Annotated in this window: 11 protein-coding genes; 9 read left to right on the forward strand and 2 right to left on the reverse strand. The window is 72.3% G+C overall.

Annotation, left to right across the window (positions count from 1 at the left end; all coding sequences use genetic code 11):
- The first annotated feature begins 83 nt into the window (after window positions 1–83).
- Entirely contained in the window at window positions 84–641 is a 558-nt protein-coding gene (locus IE275_RS32735) for a SigE family RNA polymerase sigma factor (protein WP_189715905.1), read from the forward strand.
- On the forward strand, window positions 638–1,846 hold the full coding sequence (locus IE275_RS32740) for a WD40 repeat domain-containing protein (RefSeq protein ID WP_189715907.1): 1,209 nt from the start codon (window positions 638–640) through the stop codon (window positions 1,844–1,846). The genes IE275_RS32735 and IE275_RS32740 overlap by 4 nt, the downstream gene beginning before the upstream one ends.
- A gap of 36 nt (window positions 1,847–1,882) precedes the next feature.
- Here the strand turns inward: IE275_RS32740 and dapA are convergent, their stop codons facing one another.
- Window positions 1,883–2,782, reverse strand: coding sequence for a 4-hydroxy-tetrahydrodipicolinate synthase (gene dapA, locus IE275_RS32745; protein WP_189715909.1), 900 nt, complete (start codon window positions 2,780–2,782; stop codon window positions 1,883–1,885).
- Between the two features lie 155 nt (window positions 2,783–2,937).
- Between dapA and IE275_RS32750 the strand changes: the two genes are divergently transcribed.
- Window positions 2,938–3,546, forward strand: coding sequence for an ArsR/SmtB family transcription factor (locus IE275_RS32750; protein ID WP_189715911.1), 609 nt, complete (start codon window positions 2,938–2,940; stop codon window positions 3,544–3,546).
- Between the two features lie 16 nt (window positions 3,547–3,562).
- Window positions 3,563–4,297 carry an SRPBCC family protein gene (locus IE275_RS32755; RefSeq protein ID WP_189715913.1) on the forward strand — a complete coding sequence of 245 codons (735 nt, stop codon included), beginning with the start codon at window positions 3,563–3,565 and terminating at the stop codon, window positions 4,295–4,297.
- Between the two features lie 255 nt (window positions 4,298–4,552).
- On the opposite strand, the gene IE275_RS32760 is transcribed toward IE275_RS32755, so the two are convergent.
- Window positions 4,553–6,376 (reverse strand): DUF8508 domain-containing protein, encoded by a 1,824-nt coding sequence (locus IE275_RS32760; RefSeq protein WP_189715915.1) that lies wholly within the window; start codon window positions 6,374–6,376, stop codon window positions 4,553–4,555.
- A gap of 291 nt (window positions 6,377–6,667) precedes the next feature.
- Between IE275_RS32760 and IE275_RS32765 the strand changes: the two genes are divergently transcribed.
- The 5 genes from IE275_RS32765 (at window position 6,668) to IE275_RS32785 (ending at window position 16,583) form a co-directional block, all read left to right on the forward strand.
- The gene (locus tag IE275_RS32765) at window positions 6,668–8,098 is read left to right on the forward strand and encodes a hypothetical protein (RefSeq protein WP_189715916.1); all 1,431 of its coding nucleotides are present in this window, start codon (window positions 6,668–6,670) and stop codon (window positions 8,096–8,098) included.
- 216 nt (window positions 8,099–8,314) lie between these two features.
- The gene (locus IE275_RS32770) at window positions 8,315–9,772 is read left to right on the forward strand and encodes an alkaline phosphatase PhoX (protein WP_189715917.1); all 1,458 of its coding nucleotides are present in this window, start codon (window positions 8,315–8,317) and stop codon (window positions 9,770–9,772) included.
- Window positions 9,773–9,929: 157 nt separating this feature from the next.
- The gene (locus tag IE275_RS32775; RefSeq protein WP_189715918.1) at window positions 9,930–10,511 is read left to right on the forward strand and encodes a hypothetical protein; all 582 of its coding nucleotides are present in this window, start codon (window positions 9,930–9,932) and stop codon (window positions 10,509–10,511) included.
- 19 nt (window positions 10,512–10,530) lie between these two features.
- On the forward strand, window positions 10,531–14,652 hold the full coding sequence (locus tag IE275_RS32780; RefSeq protein ID WP_189715919.1) for a P-loop domain-containing protein: 4,122 nt from the start codon (window positions 10,531–10,533) through the stop codon (window positions 14,650–14,652).
- Window positions 14,653–14,993: 341 nt separating this feature from the next.
- Complete coding sequence (locus IE275_RS32785; protein ID WP_189715920.1) at window positions 14,994–16,583, forward strand: TROVE domain-containing protein; 1,590 nt, start codon at window positions 14,994–14,996, stop codon at window positions 16,581–16,583.
- The last annotated feature ends 127 nt before the right edge of the window (window positions 16,584–16,710 follow it).

Genomic DNA, 16,710 nt, shown 5'->3' on the forward strand with positions numbered 1-16,710 from the left:
GCATAGCAGGGGCGGGTCGGGGGCGTCACACAAGGCACAGGGGTCGGGCACAGGGTCCGTTCCCGGGGGAAGTGAAGGTGACGATGGATGCCGAAGGGCTGGAAGGTTTCCGGGACTTCGTGGACAGCAGGTCGTCCGCGCTGCTGAGGACGGCCGTCCTGCTCAGTGGCGGGGACCGGCACGCCGGTGAGGACCTGCTCCAGAACGCCCTGGCCAAGGCGGCGGGCCGCTGGCACCGCATCGACGAGCCCGAGGCGTACGTCCGGCAGGTGCTCTACCGGCAGCAGATCAGCCGCTGGCGGCTGAAGTGGCCCCGGCGGGAGGTGAGCGTCGCCGAACCCCCGGAACGGGGGGCGGCCCCCGACGACTCCGCGGCCGCCGAGCTGCGCGTCGTGATGCGCGCGGCCCTGTCGCGGCTGACCGCCCGCCAGCGCACGGTGCTGGTGCTGCGCTACTTCGAGGATCTGCCGGAGGCCGACGTGGCACGGCTCCTGGGCTGCTCCGTGGGCACCGTCCGGTCCACCACCCACCGCTCCCTGGCCCGGCTGCGCTCCCTCGCGCCGGAGCTGGCCGCCCTCGGCCCCGCGGACGTCGAGCAGCAGTCGTCCCGTGACTACTCGCCCGTGGAGGTGCGTCCGTGAACGTCGACGAACTCGTGCGTGACTCCCTGCGCGAGCAGGCCGACGCGCAGGGACCCGCGGTGCCGGGACTCGCCGACCGCGTGCTGGGTCTGCGCCGGCGCCGCCGTACCCGCAGGATCGCCTCGATCGCGGCCGCGGCCGCCGCCGTGGTGGCCGTCGCCGTGGCGGTGCCGGCGCTGGAGTCCGGCGGCACGACCGACGTGCGCCCCGCGGACGTCACCCCGCCGAACCGGATCTCCGCGCACCCGGACCAGTCCCCGCCGCGCGACCTGATCGCCGCCGGCCGGACGGCGCTGGCCGCGTACTACGCGACGACCGTCGTCCCGCGGTCGGCGGACCGGGCGGTGTCGACGCGCACCTACTGGCTGCTGAACCCGACGACGAAGAAGTATGTGAAGACCACCAAGTGGTCGTGGGTCGCCGTCGCGCCGGGCCTGCGGACCGCCGCCGTCCTGGAGCAGGAGCTGCCCGTCCGCCGGATCGGCCTGCTCGACCTGGTCAGCGGTGAGGTCAAGCGCTGGATCCCGGTCGATCACGCGGTCGGCGGCCTGGCGTTCTCCCGCGACGGGCGGGAGCTGGTGGCGACGGCCTACGACCGCAATCCCGACCTGCGGGTCAAGTCGAGCGGCTCCGAGGGGTGGCAGGCGAACATGGAGCAGTCGTCCCGCACCGGCTTCTACGTGGTGGACGTCACCTCCGGGGCGAGCTCCTGGACCGGCATCGAGGCGGGCGGCGGCGACTTCGCCGTCGGCAACAGCCGCCAGGACTTCGCCTTCAGCCGCGACGGCAGCCGCGTCTGGGCCGGAACGCCCATGCAGCCGGGCTACGAGTACTACTCCCGCCAGGGCGACCCGGTCGAGCCGCCGGCCGGCGAGAAGTACGCGCAGTGGTACGTCGATGCCGGGCTCTCGCCCGACGGGAAGCGGCTCGCCGGCGACTTCGCGGGCAAGAAGTACAAGACGTCCTCCTGGATCCTCGACCCCCGCACCGGGAAGCCGCTCACCGAGACGCACGGCCAGCAGCTGCTCGCCTGGGCCGACGACTCCTCGCTGGTCGCCTGGGACATCGGCAAGGACGGCGACGAGTTCCACCAGCGGCTGGTGCTGGTGACGCCCGGCAGCGAGAAGGTCGTGGTCCTGAGCGACTTCCGTGCCACGGGGGACGACACGCTGGGACGCTGGGAGCCGGTCTTTGCGGACCGCTGACTGGCCCTCACCGGGCGCCTCCCGCCCGACGGCGGGTCAGGCGACCAGCCGCTCGTAGGCCGCCCGCAGCCCGTCGACCGTCTCCCGGTCGGCGGGCCGCAGCGGTGCCCGGACCGGACCGGCCGGCAGACCCAGGGCGCTCAGCAGCCCCTTGGCGGTGACGGTGCCGGGCAGCCCCGAGGCCATCATCGCCTCGATCAGTTCGGTGGCCCGGCGCTGGAGCGCGGCGGCTCCGCGGGTGTCCCCGGCGTCGAACAGGTCCAGCACGGCCCGGAGCGGGCCGGGGACCACGTTCGCGACCGTGCTGACGTACCCCGCCCCGCCGACGGCGTACAGCGCGAGGTTGTGCTCGTCGCAGCCCGCGTAGTAGGCGAGCCTGGTGCGCGCGATCACCTTCTGGGCGCCGAGGAAGTCGTAGGAGCAGTCCTTGACCGCCACGATCCGCGGGTGCTCGGCGAGCCGGATCAGCGTCTCCGGTTCGATCCGGGTCCCGGTGCGGCCGGGGATGTCGTACAGCATCACCGGCAGCCCGGAGGCGTCCGCGACCTCGCGGAAGTGGGCCTCCAGGGCGTCCTGCGGGGGCCGGCTGTAGTACGGGCTGACCACCAGCACCCCGTCCGCGCCGGCCTTCTCGGCGGAGCGGGCGAGTTCCACGGTGTGCCGGGTGTCGAAGGTGCCCACGCCCGCGACGACCGTCGCCCGGTCGCCCACCGCCTCCCGTACCGCGGCGACCAGTTCGGCCTTCTCGGTGTCCGAGGTGGTCGGGGACTCGCCGGTCGTCCCGGACAGCACCAGCCCGTCGCAGCCCGCTCCGACCAGCCGCCGCGCGAGCAGTCCCGCCCCGTCGAGGTCGAGCGCGCCCCCCTCGGTGAAGGGGGTGACCATCGCGCACAGGGCGCGGCCGAAGGGCGGGGGAGCGGAGGGCGTGTGTGTCATGGGAGTAGTCTCGGCCGCCCCATTGTGAAGCTCCACTTAAATCTTCTACGAGGTATGCGTAAGGAAAGCTGAGAAGTTGCCGCGATGCGCGGGGGTCGACCACCGAACACTCTGGTCTCCTGGACAAAAAAAGTTTTCGGTGAGAGCCTGGACGCATGCTGGACGTGACCGTGATCGAGGACCCCGAGGCCGCCGCCGTCTCCCTGGACCCGACAAGGGCCAGGCTGCTGGCCGAGCTGGCCGCCGGGCCCGCCTCGGCCGCCATGCTGGCCGGCAAGGTCGGACTGCCGCGGCAGAAGGTGAACTACCACCTGAAGGCCCTGGAGCGGCACGGCCTGGTCGAGCTGGCCGGCGAGCGCCGCAAGGGCAACGTCACCGAGCGGCTGATGCGCGCGACCGCCGCGTCGTACGTGATCTCGCCGCTCGCCCTCGCCGAGGTGCAGCCGGACCCGGACCGCTTCCGGGACCAGCTCTCCGCCCGCTGGCTGCTGGCGCTCGGCGCCCGGCTGGTGCGGGACGTCGGCTCGCTGATCACCGGCGCGGCCGAGGCCCGCAAACAGCTGGCGACCTTCGCGCTGGACGGCGAGGTCCGCTTCGCCTCGGCGGCCGAACGGGCCGCCTTCCTCCAGGAGTTGACGGTCGGCGTCAGCGCGCTCATCAGCAAGTACGACGCCCCCGATGCGCAGGGCGGCCGCGATCACCGGATCGTCGTCGCCGTACACCCCACGGTCAAGGACCAGCAGACCCCCGAACCGGACCAGTAGTCGCCAGGAGCCCGCCATGTCCAAGGAATTCGAGATCACCCGTGAGTTCGAGGTCGACGCCACTCCGGACGAGGTGTGGGAGGCGGTCACGCACGGCACCGGGGCGTACCTGTGGCCGATGGATCCCCCCGAGCCCCGGGTGGGCGGCGCCGCCGCCTTCGGCTCCACCGTCACCGCCTGGGACCCGCCGCGCCACCTCACCATCCGCAGCGAGGACGTCGGGTTCTCGGTCCAGAGCGTGAACCAGCTGGAGCACGTCATCGAGGCGCGCGACGGCGGCCGGCGCGCCTGGGTGCGGTACGTGCACAGCGGTGTCTTCACCGACGACTGGGACAACCAGTACGACGGCGCCGCCAAGCACACCGACTTCTATCTGCACACGCTGCGCGAGTACCTCACGCACTTCGCGCCCCGCCCGGTGACCTTCGCCTCGCTCGACGGACCCGAGGCGTCCACCGGCGCGGACGCCTTCGCCGCGGCCGGCCGGGCCCTCGGGCTCACCGACGGCGACGCCCGGGGCGCGGAGCTGACCGTCCACGGGCCGCAGGACTTCGACGCCGTACTGGACTACCGCGACCCGTACTTCATCGGGCTGCGGACCGACTCCGCCCTCATCCGGCTCTTCGGCCGCAACCACTGGGGCGCCCCGGTCGGCATCAGCGTCCACGACTTCGCCGCGGACGCCGACGCGAAGGCGACCGAGGGCGCCTGGCGGAACTGGCTGGACAAGGTGTACAGCCAGTTCCCCTAGGACCACTAGGGACCCCTAGGACCACTAGGGACCCCTAGGACCACTAGGGACCCCTAGGACCACTAGGGACCCCTAGGATCCCTAGGGCCCCTGGACCTCTAGGGCCCCTGGACCTCTAGGGCCCCCTGGGACCTCTAGGGCCCCTGGACCTCTAGGGCCCCCTGGGACCTCTAGGGCCCCTGGACCTCTAGGGCCCCCTGGGACCCCTAGGCCCCTGGATCCCCTAGGACTTCCCAGGGCAGGTCCCCTGCCCTGCTACGGCTCGAACCGCAGCACCTGCGGGTCGTGGTCGCTGATCTGGTCGTGGAACTCCGAGTTGATGTGCACGCTGTCGTACGCGAAGTCGCACGAGCGCCGGATCGACGGGCTGACCAGGATCTGGTCCAGCACCTGCTGGTTGCCCTGGTAGTCGTAGGAGTAACGCTCGCTCCTGGGCAGCGACTTGATCGCCGACCACAGTTCGCCGTCGCCCTCCAGGATCTTCGCGGTGCCGGAGAACTCGAAGTCGTTGATGTCGCCGAGAGCGACGACGTCCGCGTTCTTCTGCACGTCGAGGATGTCCTTGACGAACGCGTTGACCAGCGTCGCCTGCTGGTGGCGCTGGGTCTCGGAGCTGCGCGCCACCGGCTGGTACTGCGCGTGCAGCGACTGGTCGCCGCCCTTGGAGTTGAAGTGGTTGGCGATCACGAAGACCGTGCGGCCGCGGAAGGCGAACTCGCCGACCAGCGGCTTGCGGCTGGCGTTCCAGGCCGCGTTCGCCGGGTCTATCCGGCCCGGGGAGACCGTCAGGGCGGCCTTGCCGCGCTCCTTGGTCACGCCCGCGGCGGTCGTCGTGTCGCCGCCGGCGCGGTCGGTGAAGGAGACCCGCTCCGGGTTGAAGAGGAACACCTGGCGGATGTTGCCGCCCGGCTCGCCGCCGTCGGTGTTGTTCGCCGGGTCGATCGAACGCCAGTCGTACCGCGGGCCGCCCGCCGCGACGATCGCGTCGATCAGCTTGGTGACCGTGACGTCGGCGGCGGTCGTGCCGTCGTTCGTCGCGCCGTTGTTGTCCTGGATCTCCTCCAGGGAGACGATGTCGGGCGACTTCAGGTTGTTCACGATCGCGGAGGCGTGCTCCTCGAACGTGGCGTCGGACGGGTCGAGGTTCTCGACGTTGTACGTCGCGACCGCCAGCTCGCCCTTCTTCTGCTTCGCGGTCGTCTCCCGCTGGAGACCGGCGCTCTTCAGCGTGCCCAGCTGGTGGGCGACGAGGGTGTAGCCGCCGTACTGGTTGTAGTCCAGCGGGCCGGTGGTGGTGCCGCCCAGCACGTCACCGACGTTCGCGACGGGGAAGTCGGCGGTCGCGCCGAGCGACTGGACCTGGAGCCGGCCGGTGTTCTGCGAGGTGTACGAGCCGTACACCGTGCCGCCGCGCCGGCTCGCGTTCTCGTGCGGCTTCACCGTGACCCACAGCTCGCTGTAGGGGTCGGTGGCGGTGACCACACGGGCGTCGGCGACCTGGACGTCCATGCCCTCCAGGGACTCGTAGTAGTCCAGGGCGTACTTCTTCGGTTGCAGCGTCAGCGCGTTGACCGAGTTGGCCGCGGCCGCGTCGCCGTCCGGGGTGTACGCGGCCGGGACCGACCGGGCGTTCACGACGGTCGGCGCGGGGACGGCGTTGCCGCTGGAGACCACGGTCACCGTGGGCTTGGTGATCTCGGTGACCGACTGGTTGCCGGAGGCGGCGCCGCCCGGGACGAACTCGGTGACGGTGCCGGACACGGTGACCGCGTCACCGACCGCGACCTTCGGGACGGAGCTGGTGAAGACGAAGACGCCTTCGCTGGTGGCCGGGTCGGCGTCCGGGTTCGGATCCTGGATCCAGAAACCTCTGGAGCCGTACGTGCGTACGCCGGTGACGATTCCGGCCACATCCGTGACCGCCTGGCCGGCGTACGGGGACATCCGGGTCGTGCCCTGGATGTCATGGATGGCCACCGCGGCCGCGTGCGCGGGCGCGGTCAGGGCGACGGTGGACGCCGCGGAGCACACGGCGGCGACGGTGAGCGCGGCGAGGCGCGCGGACTTCTTGCTCGGCAACGGGATCCCTCCGGGGACATACGTGGGTGCCGGGACGAGGGTGGTGCGGGGAACGAGGGGCCGCGACCGGTGAGACGGTGGCGACGCGCGTAGAAAATACAGTGAACACATGTCCATCGAGTTTCTACGCGCGTCAATCTCCTGTGTGCTCCGGCCACTTGTCAAGGTTTCGGCCATGTACGGCTCCTGACGGAGACATGAACCGGGCGGCATGGGGCGATATCCGTCTAGGCTGAGTGGCCCGGTGCCCGAGTGGGACACGGGCACGACGCGCCCTAGGAGAACCAGCCCATGTCAGACAGCTCCCCCCTGCCGCCCGTGCGGCTGCACCCCGAAGCGGAGCTGGCGCGCGACGCGCTGTCCACGCCGTTGCTCTCCCGGGCCGCGCGACTCGCCCGCTGGGTCGGTCCGGACACCCGGGTCGACGCCGGGGGCGGGCTCGTGGAGGAGCAGTTGCCGGCCGCCGCCGAGGCGCTCGGGCTGACCGGGGACGACGCGGCCGCCTTCGCGAGCGAGGCCTGGCGGATCGCCGTGGACGCCGGGCTCGTCGAGATCGCCGACGAGGAGGCCGGCACCGTCACGGCCGGCGAGGACCTCGCCCTGCTCACCGGCGGCGCCCCGCACGACGTCCTCGCCGTCTGGCTCGCCGCGCTGGAGACGGTCGTCGCCGACGCGGCCGTACCCGACCTCGACGAACTGATGGACGCCATGGACGAGGGCGGCGAGGTCGACTTCTCCCGGCTGGACTGGGACCCCGAGGGCGAGGCCGAGTTCCTCGACGGCGTGCTCGGCAACCTCTACCTCCTCACCGCCAACGAGGACGGCCCCGGCGACGGCCCCGTGCCGCTCCCCGCGCTCGCCGCCTCGATGATCGTCCCCGGGGACATGGGGGAGCCCACCAACGACGTCCTGGAGCAGGTCTCCGACGCGATGATGCGCCTCGACGACCAGTTCCGGCTGCTGGAGCCGATCGGCCTGGTCGCCTACCAGCCCGTCGACGAGGCGCTGCTGGCCGACCCCGAGGAGGAGCCCGCCGCGGCCCCGGTCGACGAGACCGACGTCTCCCGCTACGGCATGGTCCGCCTCACCCCGCTCGGCCTCTACGGGCTGCGCGCCCGGCTGCTGGAGTCCGGCTTCGAGGCCCCGGCGGTCGGTGAACTCGCCGACAAGGGCGCCGACGTCCTCCTCGACGGCAGCGCGGCCTACGGCCCGCGCGCCGCCCGCGCCGAGACCGAGCAGTGGCTGGACCGGCGCGAACCTCTCCCCGCCGCACGGGAGTTGCTCGCCGCCGCGCGCGGCTCCGACGCCGGGGCCCCGCTGCGCCGGCTCCGCTGCCAGGAGGCGCTCGCGCTCGTCGGCGCGCCGGCCGAACCCGCCGTGCGCGAGGTGCTCGACGACCCCGAGCTGGGCGGGCTCGCCCGGGTCTGGCTGACCGAGCTGGGCGCGGCGGACGTACCCGCTCCCTCCGAGGACCTCGTCTTCTGGCTCACCATCGACACCCTGGCCGCCCAGCTCGGCTCCGAGGGCGACTCGGAGGAGTTCCAGGCCCTCGTCGAGGGGTTGGCCGGCGGGCACAGCGGGTTCTTCGCCGCCGCCTGGCGTGTCGACCACCCCGCGACCCCGGAGGTCCTGGAGGCCATGGGCCGTCTGCACCCGGACAAGAGGATCGCGAAGGAGGCACGCAAGGCCGCCTTCAAGGCACGGTCCCAGCAGAGCGGCTGAGCCCTCCGGGGGGAGTGCGCACGGAACCGTCCCGCCCGGAACCGGCGTGCGCGCCGGGCGGACGGCCGGGGCCGGCAGCCGAAGCCGTACGGATTCACGGAATGGGGTCCCCGGAAGCCGCCCCCCGTTCAACTCCCGTTCAGGCATGGGCGGGACGGTGTCGCCGAACCGAGGCCCGCCACCCTCCACGGCACACCCACCGTCTCAGGAGACACCATGTCGCTCACCCGCAGGGACTTCGCCAGACGATCCGCGCTCACCGGTGCCGGCGTCGCACTGGCGGGCAGCGTAGGCGCCCTCGCCACCGCACCGAACGCTCTCGCGTCCACGGACACCGAGAGCGCCGAGGAGGCGGACGAGAAGTCGGCGGCCGCACACGGCGGGGTCGGCTACGGACCGCTGGTCCCCGACCCGGACGGCATCCTCGCCCTGCCCGCCGGCTTCCGGTACAAGATCATCACCTACAGCGGGCGGACGAAGCTGGAGTCGGGCGAGTTCACCCCCTCCAACCACGACGGCACCGCCACCTTCGACGGCCCGCGCGGAACCACCCTCCTCGTCAACAACCACGAGCTGAAGGGCCCGCGCGCCAACTGGACGTACCCCGTCCCGCTCACCGAGGGCCTGGTCTACGACCCGGCCGCCGCCGGTGGCTGCACCGTCGTCGAGGTGCGCCCCGACGGCCGCGTCGCCGAATGGGTCGGCATCGCGGGCACCTCCACCAACTGCGCGGGCGGCCGCACCCCTTGGGGCACCTGGCTCACCTGCGAGGAGAACTCCGACAAGGCCGGCGTCAACGGCATGACCAAGGACCACGGTTATGTCTTCGAGGTCGACCCGGCCGACCGGCGCGCCAACAAGAACCCCAAGCCGCTGAAGTTCTTCGGCCGGTACGACCACGAGGCCGTCGTCATCGACCCCAAGCGCGGCCACGCCTACCTCACCGAGGACGCCGCGACCCCCAACGGCCTGCTCTTCCGCTGGACCCCGCCGAAGGACTTCGCGTACGGCCGCGGCGCGTTCCGCGCCCTCGCCGACGACGCCGGTGTCCTCCAGGCGCCCAAGTGCTACGACTCCGGCGGCCAGTTCGTCGACGACCTCTCCCGCGCCACGAAGATCGGCACGGTGTACGGCGTCGACTGGATCGACGTCCCCGACCGCGACGCCCGCACCACCCCCGTCCGCAAGCAGTTCGCGGCCGGCGAGATCACCCGCGCCCGCAAGCTGGAGGGCATGTGGTGGGGCGACGGCGGCACCTACATCGTCTCCTCGTACGCCCGCGCCGAGAGCCCGCAGCAGCACGACGGCCAGGTCTGGTTCTACGACCCCAAGCGCCGCACCCTCACCCTGAAGGTGCTGCTCGGAGTGAACCCCGACCCCGACGCCGACGGCGCCTTCGACGGCCCCGACAACATCACCGTCTCCCCCTACGGCGGCCTCGTCATCGCCGAGGACGGCGAGGGCGTCCAGCACCTGTTCGGCGCCACCGACAGCGGCCGCACCTACCCCATCGCCCGCAACGACCTGAACATCGGCAGCGAGGAGGAGCCGGAATTCAGCGAGTTCACCGGCGTCACCTTCTCCCAGGACGGCCGCACCCTCTACGCCAACATCCAGACCCCGGGCATCATGCTGGCCATCACCGGACCCTGGAAGCGTCAGAAGCGCTGCTGACCCTCCGTCCGTCACGCCACCATCTGCCGACCGCCCCTCCGGCATCCCCGCCGGGCGGATGCCGGGGCGGGCCGTCGGGCCTACAGTGAAGTGATAGGTGGACGTGGCCGGGCCGGGCAGGGGGCACGGCGGCCGGTTCCGGATCACACGGGGGTTCATGACTCCTCACGCAGGCCATGCGGAGGTGCACATGATCGAGGGTGCGATCGTCGGTGTCGTCACCACGGCACTGACCGAGGGAGTGCGCTTCCTGTACCAGCAGGCACAGGAGCTGATCAGCGCCCGGCGGGCACGCAAGGCCACGGAGGCCACGAGGACACCACCGGAGGGCGTGTTCCTGGGGGAGGTACGTGTCGTACCGGACGACCCGTCCGTCCTCGACGACTACGCGGACACCTTCGACCAGTTGCTGTCCACGGAGAGCCTGGTCCTGCTCCAGTCGGGGCACACCGTCGATCCGGCCGACGAGGACCAGATGCTGGCGGCGGCGAGACTGCGGGCGCTCCTGGAGAACGTCACCGGCCGCCGGATCACCTTCGTGGGCGAGCCGGATCGCCCACCGTCCGGCACGCCGTTCGTCCGCGGTGAGGCCGAGGCCGACATCGTGCGCGGCGAGCAGGCCGGGGTGCGCGCCGACGAGATCGGCGACGGTGCGCGGGTGACGGGCCGCTCCACGGCGAAGGAGGTCGGCCCCGGAGCCGGGTCCTACGGTGTGCGCGCGGGGAAGATCTCCGGTTAGTCCTCCGGCGAGGCGTGCGATGAACGACACCGCGGACTTCACCGGCCGTGAGGAGCTCTTCCGCGCGGTCGCCGACTGGTGGGAAAACGGCGGTGAACGCTATTTCCTGCTCGGCGGCGGTGTGGGAACCGGCAAGACCACCGCCATGGCACGTCTGGTCTCGCGTGAAGCCCCGGTGGTGGCCGGACACTTCTGCGAGCCGGGCGACCTGTCCACCCGTAACCCGGTCGAGGCGGCCCGCTCCCTGTCCACTCAACTGGCCTCCCAGGTGGCCGGATTCACCGAGGCGCTCGTCGGCCTCGACGGGCCGCGGTCCACGACCCATGTTCAGGGCACGGGGATCACCGATGAGGTCGGGCCGGGCGGGGTGAACGCGGGAGTCTACATCGCGACCCTCGTGGTCGAGGCCCCGTCGGACGAGGCCGCCTGGCAGCGCACGGTGACGGGCCCCCTGCGCGAGCTGTCCTCCGAGGGGCTCCTGCCGCCCCTGCTCATCGCCGTGGACGCGCTGGACGAGGCCGAACTGTACGACGGACGGACGAAGCTGACCGACCTGGTGCTGGGAACGGGCAGCCGCCTTCCGCAGGTGCGCTGGCTGGTGTCCACCCGCTATCCGGAGTCCGTGGCCGGACGCCTCCCGGAACGGGACGTCCGGCGGTGGGACCTGTCGTACGGGCCCGGGGGCGCCGAGACGACGAAGGACGTGCGAGCCTTTCTCGTGAGCGAGCTGGGGCTCCGGGACGGCCCTGTGCTCGACCTGGCCGAAGGGCGTACGGGCGGCAACTTCCTGCACGCACGGCTGCTGGTGGAGACCGTCCGGGCGCGCGGCCGGCCGGAACCGGACCTGGTGGTCGCCGTCCTGGAAGACGTGCCGCCGGACCTCGACGGCAGCCAGAGCGGCTACCTCCGCCAGATCGTCGGCAGCGACGGGAAGGTGGGCTGGCTCGACGGCTACCACCCGGTCGTCTCGGCACTGGTCGCCGCCCGGGAACCCCTGGATCTGCCGACACTCGTCCGCCTCGGCGACATCCCCTCCTCGGTCGCCGTGCACGTGCTCGCGCGGATCGGCCCGTTGCTCGCCCCCGAGGGGACGCACGCCCCAGGGCAGCGGTACTCGCTCCATCACGCCCAGTTCCGCGAGTTCCTCGTCGACCCGGCCCGCGCCACGACGTGGTGGTGCGACCCGGAGGAGGCCGAGCAGCGCATCATGCGGGCCTACGACAAGCAGACCAGGGGATGGTCCCAGTGGCGCAGCCTCGACAGCTACGGCACCCGGCACCTCTACGGGCATGCACGCCGGGCGGGCTGGACAGCGGCGGACTTCGACCGGCTGGTGGTGCCCGGATACGCGGCCCGGCTGGCCGAGGAGCCCGACGCCGCCGCGGCGGTGCTGCGAGCGCTCGACGTGCCGATCGCCGTGGCCGTCGCCGAACCCGATGTCCCACGGGCGTTCTTCTGGTCCTGGACCGCGCGCCGGATCCGCGGTGCCCTGCTCGAACTCCTCGGCGTCGGCACACCGGCCTTGCTGGTCAGGGCCGGACACGAAGACCTCGCCGTCGCGAGTCTGAGCCTCACGGCGCGCACGGAACAGCACGGCGACCGCTTCGACCAGATGGTCGCGGCGCTGGCCGGGGAGAGGCTATGGGCCGATGTGCGGACGGTCATGTCCCTCGCACCGCCCTCGGAGAGACCCCGCCTGCTGCTCCGGGCGGCGGCGGTACGCGCACAGTCGGATCCGGAGGACGCGTGGACGATGGTAGGGGAGGCTCTGGCCTCCGCGTCCGGTTCCTGCCGTCACCACCTTCTCGCCGACCACCGGACGGAAGACGTGTGGACGGAGCTCGCGGCCGTGCCCGCGCTGGCCGACCGGACCAGGGAACTCGCCGACGGCCGGGCTGAGCTGCTGAACGCGGTGACCGCGGGGCTGACGCGATGGGATCCCCGACGGGCGGTGGACCTCGCTCCCGAGCTGTACCTGACCGCGCGTGGCGCCGCGTACGAGATGCTGGCCAGGTCGGACCCGGCGGAGGCCGTCCGGCTGCTGGGGCGGCTGCCCGCCGGTGACGGGAACAGGACCCGGATCCTCTACACGCTGCTGCTCGACGGGCAGCTGCCTCCCCACCTGGCTCCGCGGTGGACGGCGGACCGGGACGGGCCGGCCGATCCCGTGCGCCTGCTTCTGGCGGCCGCCCTGAGCCATGCTCCCGACGATCCGGAACTGACGTCCGCAGCACGTCGTCTCGACGAGGGGCTCTCCCCGGCAGCCGCGGCACCGGCCGGCGGCGGCGAAGGGCTCCCGGACGGGTGGGCCAGGGATCTGGCCGACCTGGATCTCGCCCCGCTGCGCCGGGATCCGGTGGCCGCGTCGATCGGGGCGGCCGTGGTGTTCCGGGCACTCCGGGCCGCATACGTGGATGACGACGGGCACGACGGGAAGGGTCCCGACGCTCATGTGGCCGGTCGTCTGGGCGCCGCGCTGGCGATTCTCGTCCCGGAGACGGCGGACCGGCTCATGGCGGCGGCGACACCTGGCGCCTCCGCGTACCGCAGCGCGTTCCTGGAGGCACTCGTCGGCCGTCTCTGCCCCGTCGATCCCGAGCGCGCGTGGAGAACGGCCGAGGAATCCCATGACGCCGGAGCCCTGCGTGCCTGGGCCCAATTCCTTCCCGCGTCACAGATCGCGGAAGGAACGCGCAAGGTGGCGCGCATCGACGCCCGGTTCAGCGGAACACGGGCCGCAATGGCCGGGCTGCTGGCCGCGAAGCTGCCCCGGGACGACGGCGACCGCGCGCGGGAACTGCTTCGGCTCACCTCGTCCCTCACCGACGGCGCCGTCTACCGGCAGGAACACACGATGCTGAGCACGGCCTTCGCCGGTGCGGCTCCCGCCGAGGACGACCTGTCCGCCGCGCTCCTGCGCCGGATCGACTTCCTGCCACCGCACCGGGCACGGACGAATCTGCCCGACCCACCCGCAGGGGGCGGGCTCCCCGCGGTCGCCGACCACGTGGCCGCGCGTGCCTCGCACACCGGGATCGCCGTGCTCGCGGCGACGGCCGCCCAGCTCTCACGGGAGGCGGAGCCGGGGCCGCGCGAGGCCGGGGAGCTGCTCCGGGCCTGTCTCGACCCGCGCCTCGTCGACACGTCGGTGTACGTTCCGGCCTGGCCCGCCGTGGCCCGGGCCGTACGGCAGGCGTACCTGTGCTGGCACGACCGTCTCCGTCACCCGCTGGACGGCTTCCTGCACACCGTCCGCCACCACCTGGACGACGGACAGACGTTCCTGACCGCGGGGCTGCTGCTCGCTTCGCTTCCCCCGCAGGACCGTGAGCGCACCGTCGACTTCGTCCAGGAACGGCTCCCCGGGGCGGGGCGTGCCCTGGAACGGGTCCTCATGGCGTACGAGGGGCATCCGCCGCCCGGGTTCTGGCAGCGCCTGATCGCCAGGGCCTCGGAGGACCGCTGGCGGCTGTGGACTGCCGAAATGGCGTTGAGGGTCCTCGCGGGCACCCGTCCGCGGGCCGCTCTCGACCTGCTGCGCGATGTGCCGGAGGACCGGCTCGCCACGGCCTTCGGCACGCGTCGGGAGGCGCTGCTCGTCGACCTTGCGCCCGCGGTCGCGAAGTCCGACCGGGATCTGGCCGTCTCCGTCGCCGACGACATGCGCCGCCGGGATCCCGAGGACGCCGCCGGGTGCCGCGCCCTGCACGCGATCGCCCTGACGGTCGCCGACGAGGACTGGGACGGCGGCCTGCGGATCAGCCGCGACATCGACTTGCCGCAGGCACGAGGGCCCGCCCTGGGCGCTCTCGCCCACGCGGCGACCGGACTCTCCTCGCCCGATGAACGGCGTCGCGCCTATACGGCGGTCGTGGAAGAGGCGGAGGCGGGCCTCGGTGCGGCAGGATGCGACCCCGTCGTCCGCCGAGGGCTCCTGACGGCCCTGTCCGCAGACCCCGAGTGGCACCCCGACGTCGTGGCCCGGCTGATCCCGAGCGGAATGGCGTATCACGACGCGTACGACGTCGGTCAACTGGCCTCGCTCGTAGAACTCGTGGCCCGCGACTCCTCCGCTCGCGACTTCGCTCCGTCCGCACTTCGATCCGCGGAATCCTTTCTCGTCGCCGCTTGGCGCCTGTAAAACCCTTCGCGCAACGCCCCGCCCCGTCCGTAGAGTCTTCTTCGTGAACGCACCTCCCGGTGCGAAGGCAGCGGCTACTTCTTTTCCCAAGAATCAGACGCCGCAGCCGAATTGATCTCGGGAGGCGCAGCATGCGGTGGGTGCCCGGTGCGCAGGCAACGGTTACTTCATTGGATCGGACGGTCGCGGGTTCGAGTCCCGTCATCGACCTCGGGTCGGTGTAGCTCAGTCGGTAGAGCATCTGGCTAAGTCCGTCGCCGACTCCTGATCTCGGGCGCCCTCCCTTTGCTGTGCCTCCCCTCGAAAAGCAGTAATCACAGTGAATTCGGGGGAATTCAGAAATGGCACGCTTCAATACGCGTATCACAAAAGCACGTCATCTCTCGCCCGTGAAGACCACCGGCCGTACGCTCCGCACCGCTCTCGGCGGCCGCGGTCACGAGCGGGACGCCCGCTCCGAACTGTTCCTGCTGGCGGTCGCGAACTTCGTCTCCCAGCGGACCTTCCACGAGTCCGGTGCCGACCGTGACGACCGCTTCACCAAGCTCGTGCGCGAACTCGCCGTCGGCGACCCGGCCTGGACGGCCGGCCTGCTCGGCTGGCTGCGCGGTCCGGGCAACCTCCGCAGTGCCGCACTGGTCGGCGCCGCCGAGTACGTGCACGCGCGGCTGGCGGCCGGCGCGACCGACGGTCCGTCGAACCGGCAGGTCGTGGACTCCGTGCTCCAGCGGCCGGACGAGCCCGGCGAACTGCTCGGCTACTGGACCACGACCTACGGCCGGGCCGTCCCCAAGCCCGTCAAGCGCGGGATCGCCGACGCCGTACGACGGCTCTACAGCAGCAAGTCGCTGCTGAAGTACGACACCGCGTCCAAGGGCTACCGCTTCGGCGACATCCTCAACCTGGTGCACGCGGCGCCGGATCCGGACAAGCCGTGGCAGGGCGAGCTGTTCCGGTACGCGCTCGACCGCCGGCACCACCCCGAGACCGCCGTGCCGCCCGCGTCGGACCGGGTGCTCGGCGCGCACCGCGAGCTGATGGAGCTGCCGGTTCAGGAGCGGCGCGCGGTCGTGACGTCGGACGGCGGCGCGGAGCGGCTCGCCGCGGCCGGGATGACCTGGGAGACGCTGGCGGGCTGGCTCCAGGGGCCGATGGACAAGGCGGCCTGGGAGGCCGTCATCCCCTCCATGGGTCCGATGGCGCTCGTCCGCAACCTGCGCAACTTCGACGAGGCCGGTGTCTCGGACGAGGTCGCCGCGCGGGTCGCGGCCCGGATCGGCGACCCGGCCGAGGTCGCACGGTCGCGGCAGTTCCCCTTCCGCTACCTCGCCGCCTACCAGCACGCGCCGTCGCTGCGCTGGGCGTACCCGCTGGAGCGGGCGCTCGGCCACTCGCTGGCCAACGTGCCCGCGCTGCCGGGCCGCACGCTGGTGCTCGTCGACCGCTCGGGCTCGATGTTCTACTCGCGGCTGTCGGACCGCTCGGAGCTGAACCGCGCCGACGCGGCGGCGATCTTCGGCACGGCGCTCGCGCTGCGGGCGGCGGACGCGGACCTCGTCGAGTTCGGTACCGGCAGCAACGCGATCGCCTTCGGCAAGGGCGAGTCGGTGCTGAAGGTCCTGGAGCGCTTCGGCGACCTGGGCGGCACCGACACGACCGAGGCGGTGCGCCGGCACTACCGCCGGCACGACCGGGTGCTGATCGTCACCGACGAGCAGTACGCGTTCAGCGCGCACGGCGACCCGACCGAGCAGGTCCCGGCGGACGTGCCGGTCTACACCTGGAACCTGGCCGGTCACCGGGCGGGGCACGGCCCGTCGGGGAAGGCGAACCGGCACACGTTCGGCGGGCTGTCGGACGCGGCGTTCCGGATGGTGCCGCTGCTGGAGGCCGCCGACGACACGCGGTGGCCGTGGGTCGCGGCCGCCTGAACCCGCGCGATCCGGGCCCGCCGCCGGTGGCCCGCACCCTCACGGGGGTGCGGGCCACCGGCGTGTCCGCACGTACTCCTGTCTCTCCCCGTGCCTGCGCTCCTCCCCGTGCCTGCGCCCGGACCCT

The sequence above is a fragment of the Streptomyces phaeofaciens genome, from assembly GCF_014648915.1.
GTDB classification, from domain to species: domain Bacteria; phylum Actinomycetota; class Actinomycetes; order Streptomycetales; family Streptomycetaceae; genus Streptomyces; species Streptomyces phaeofaciens.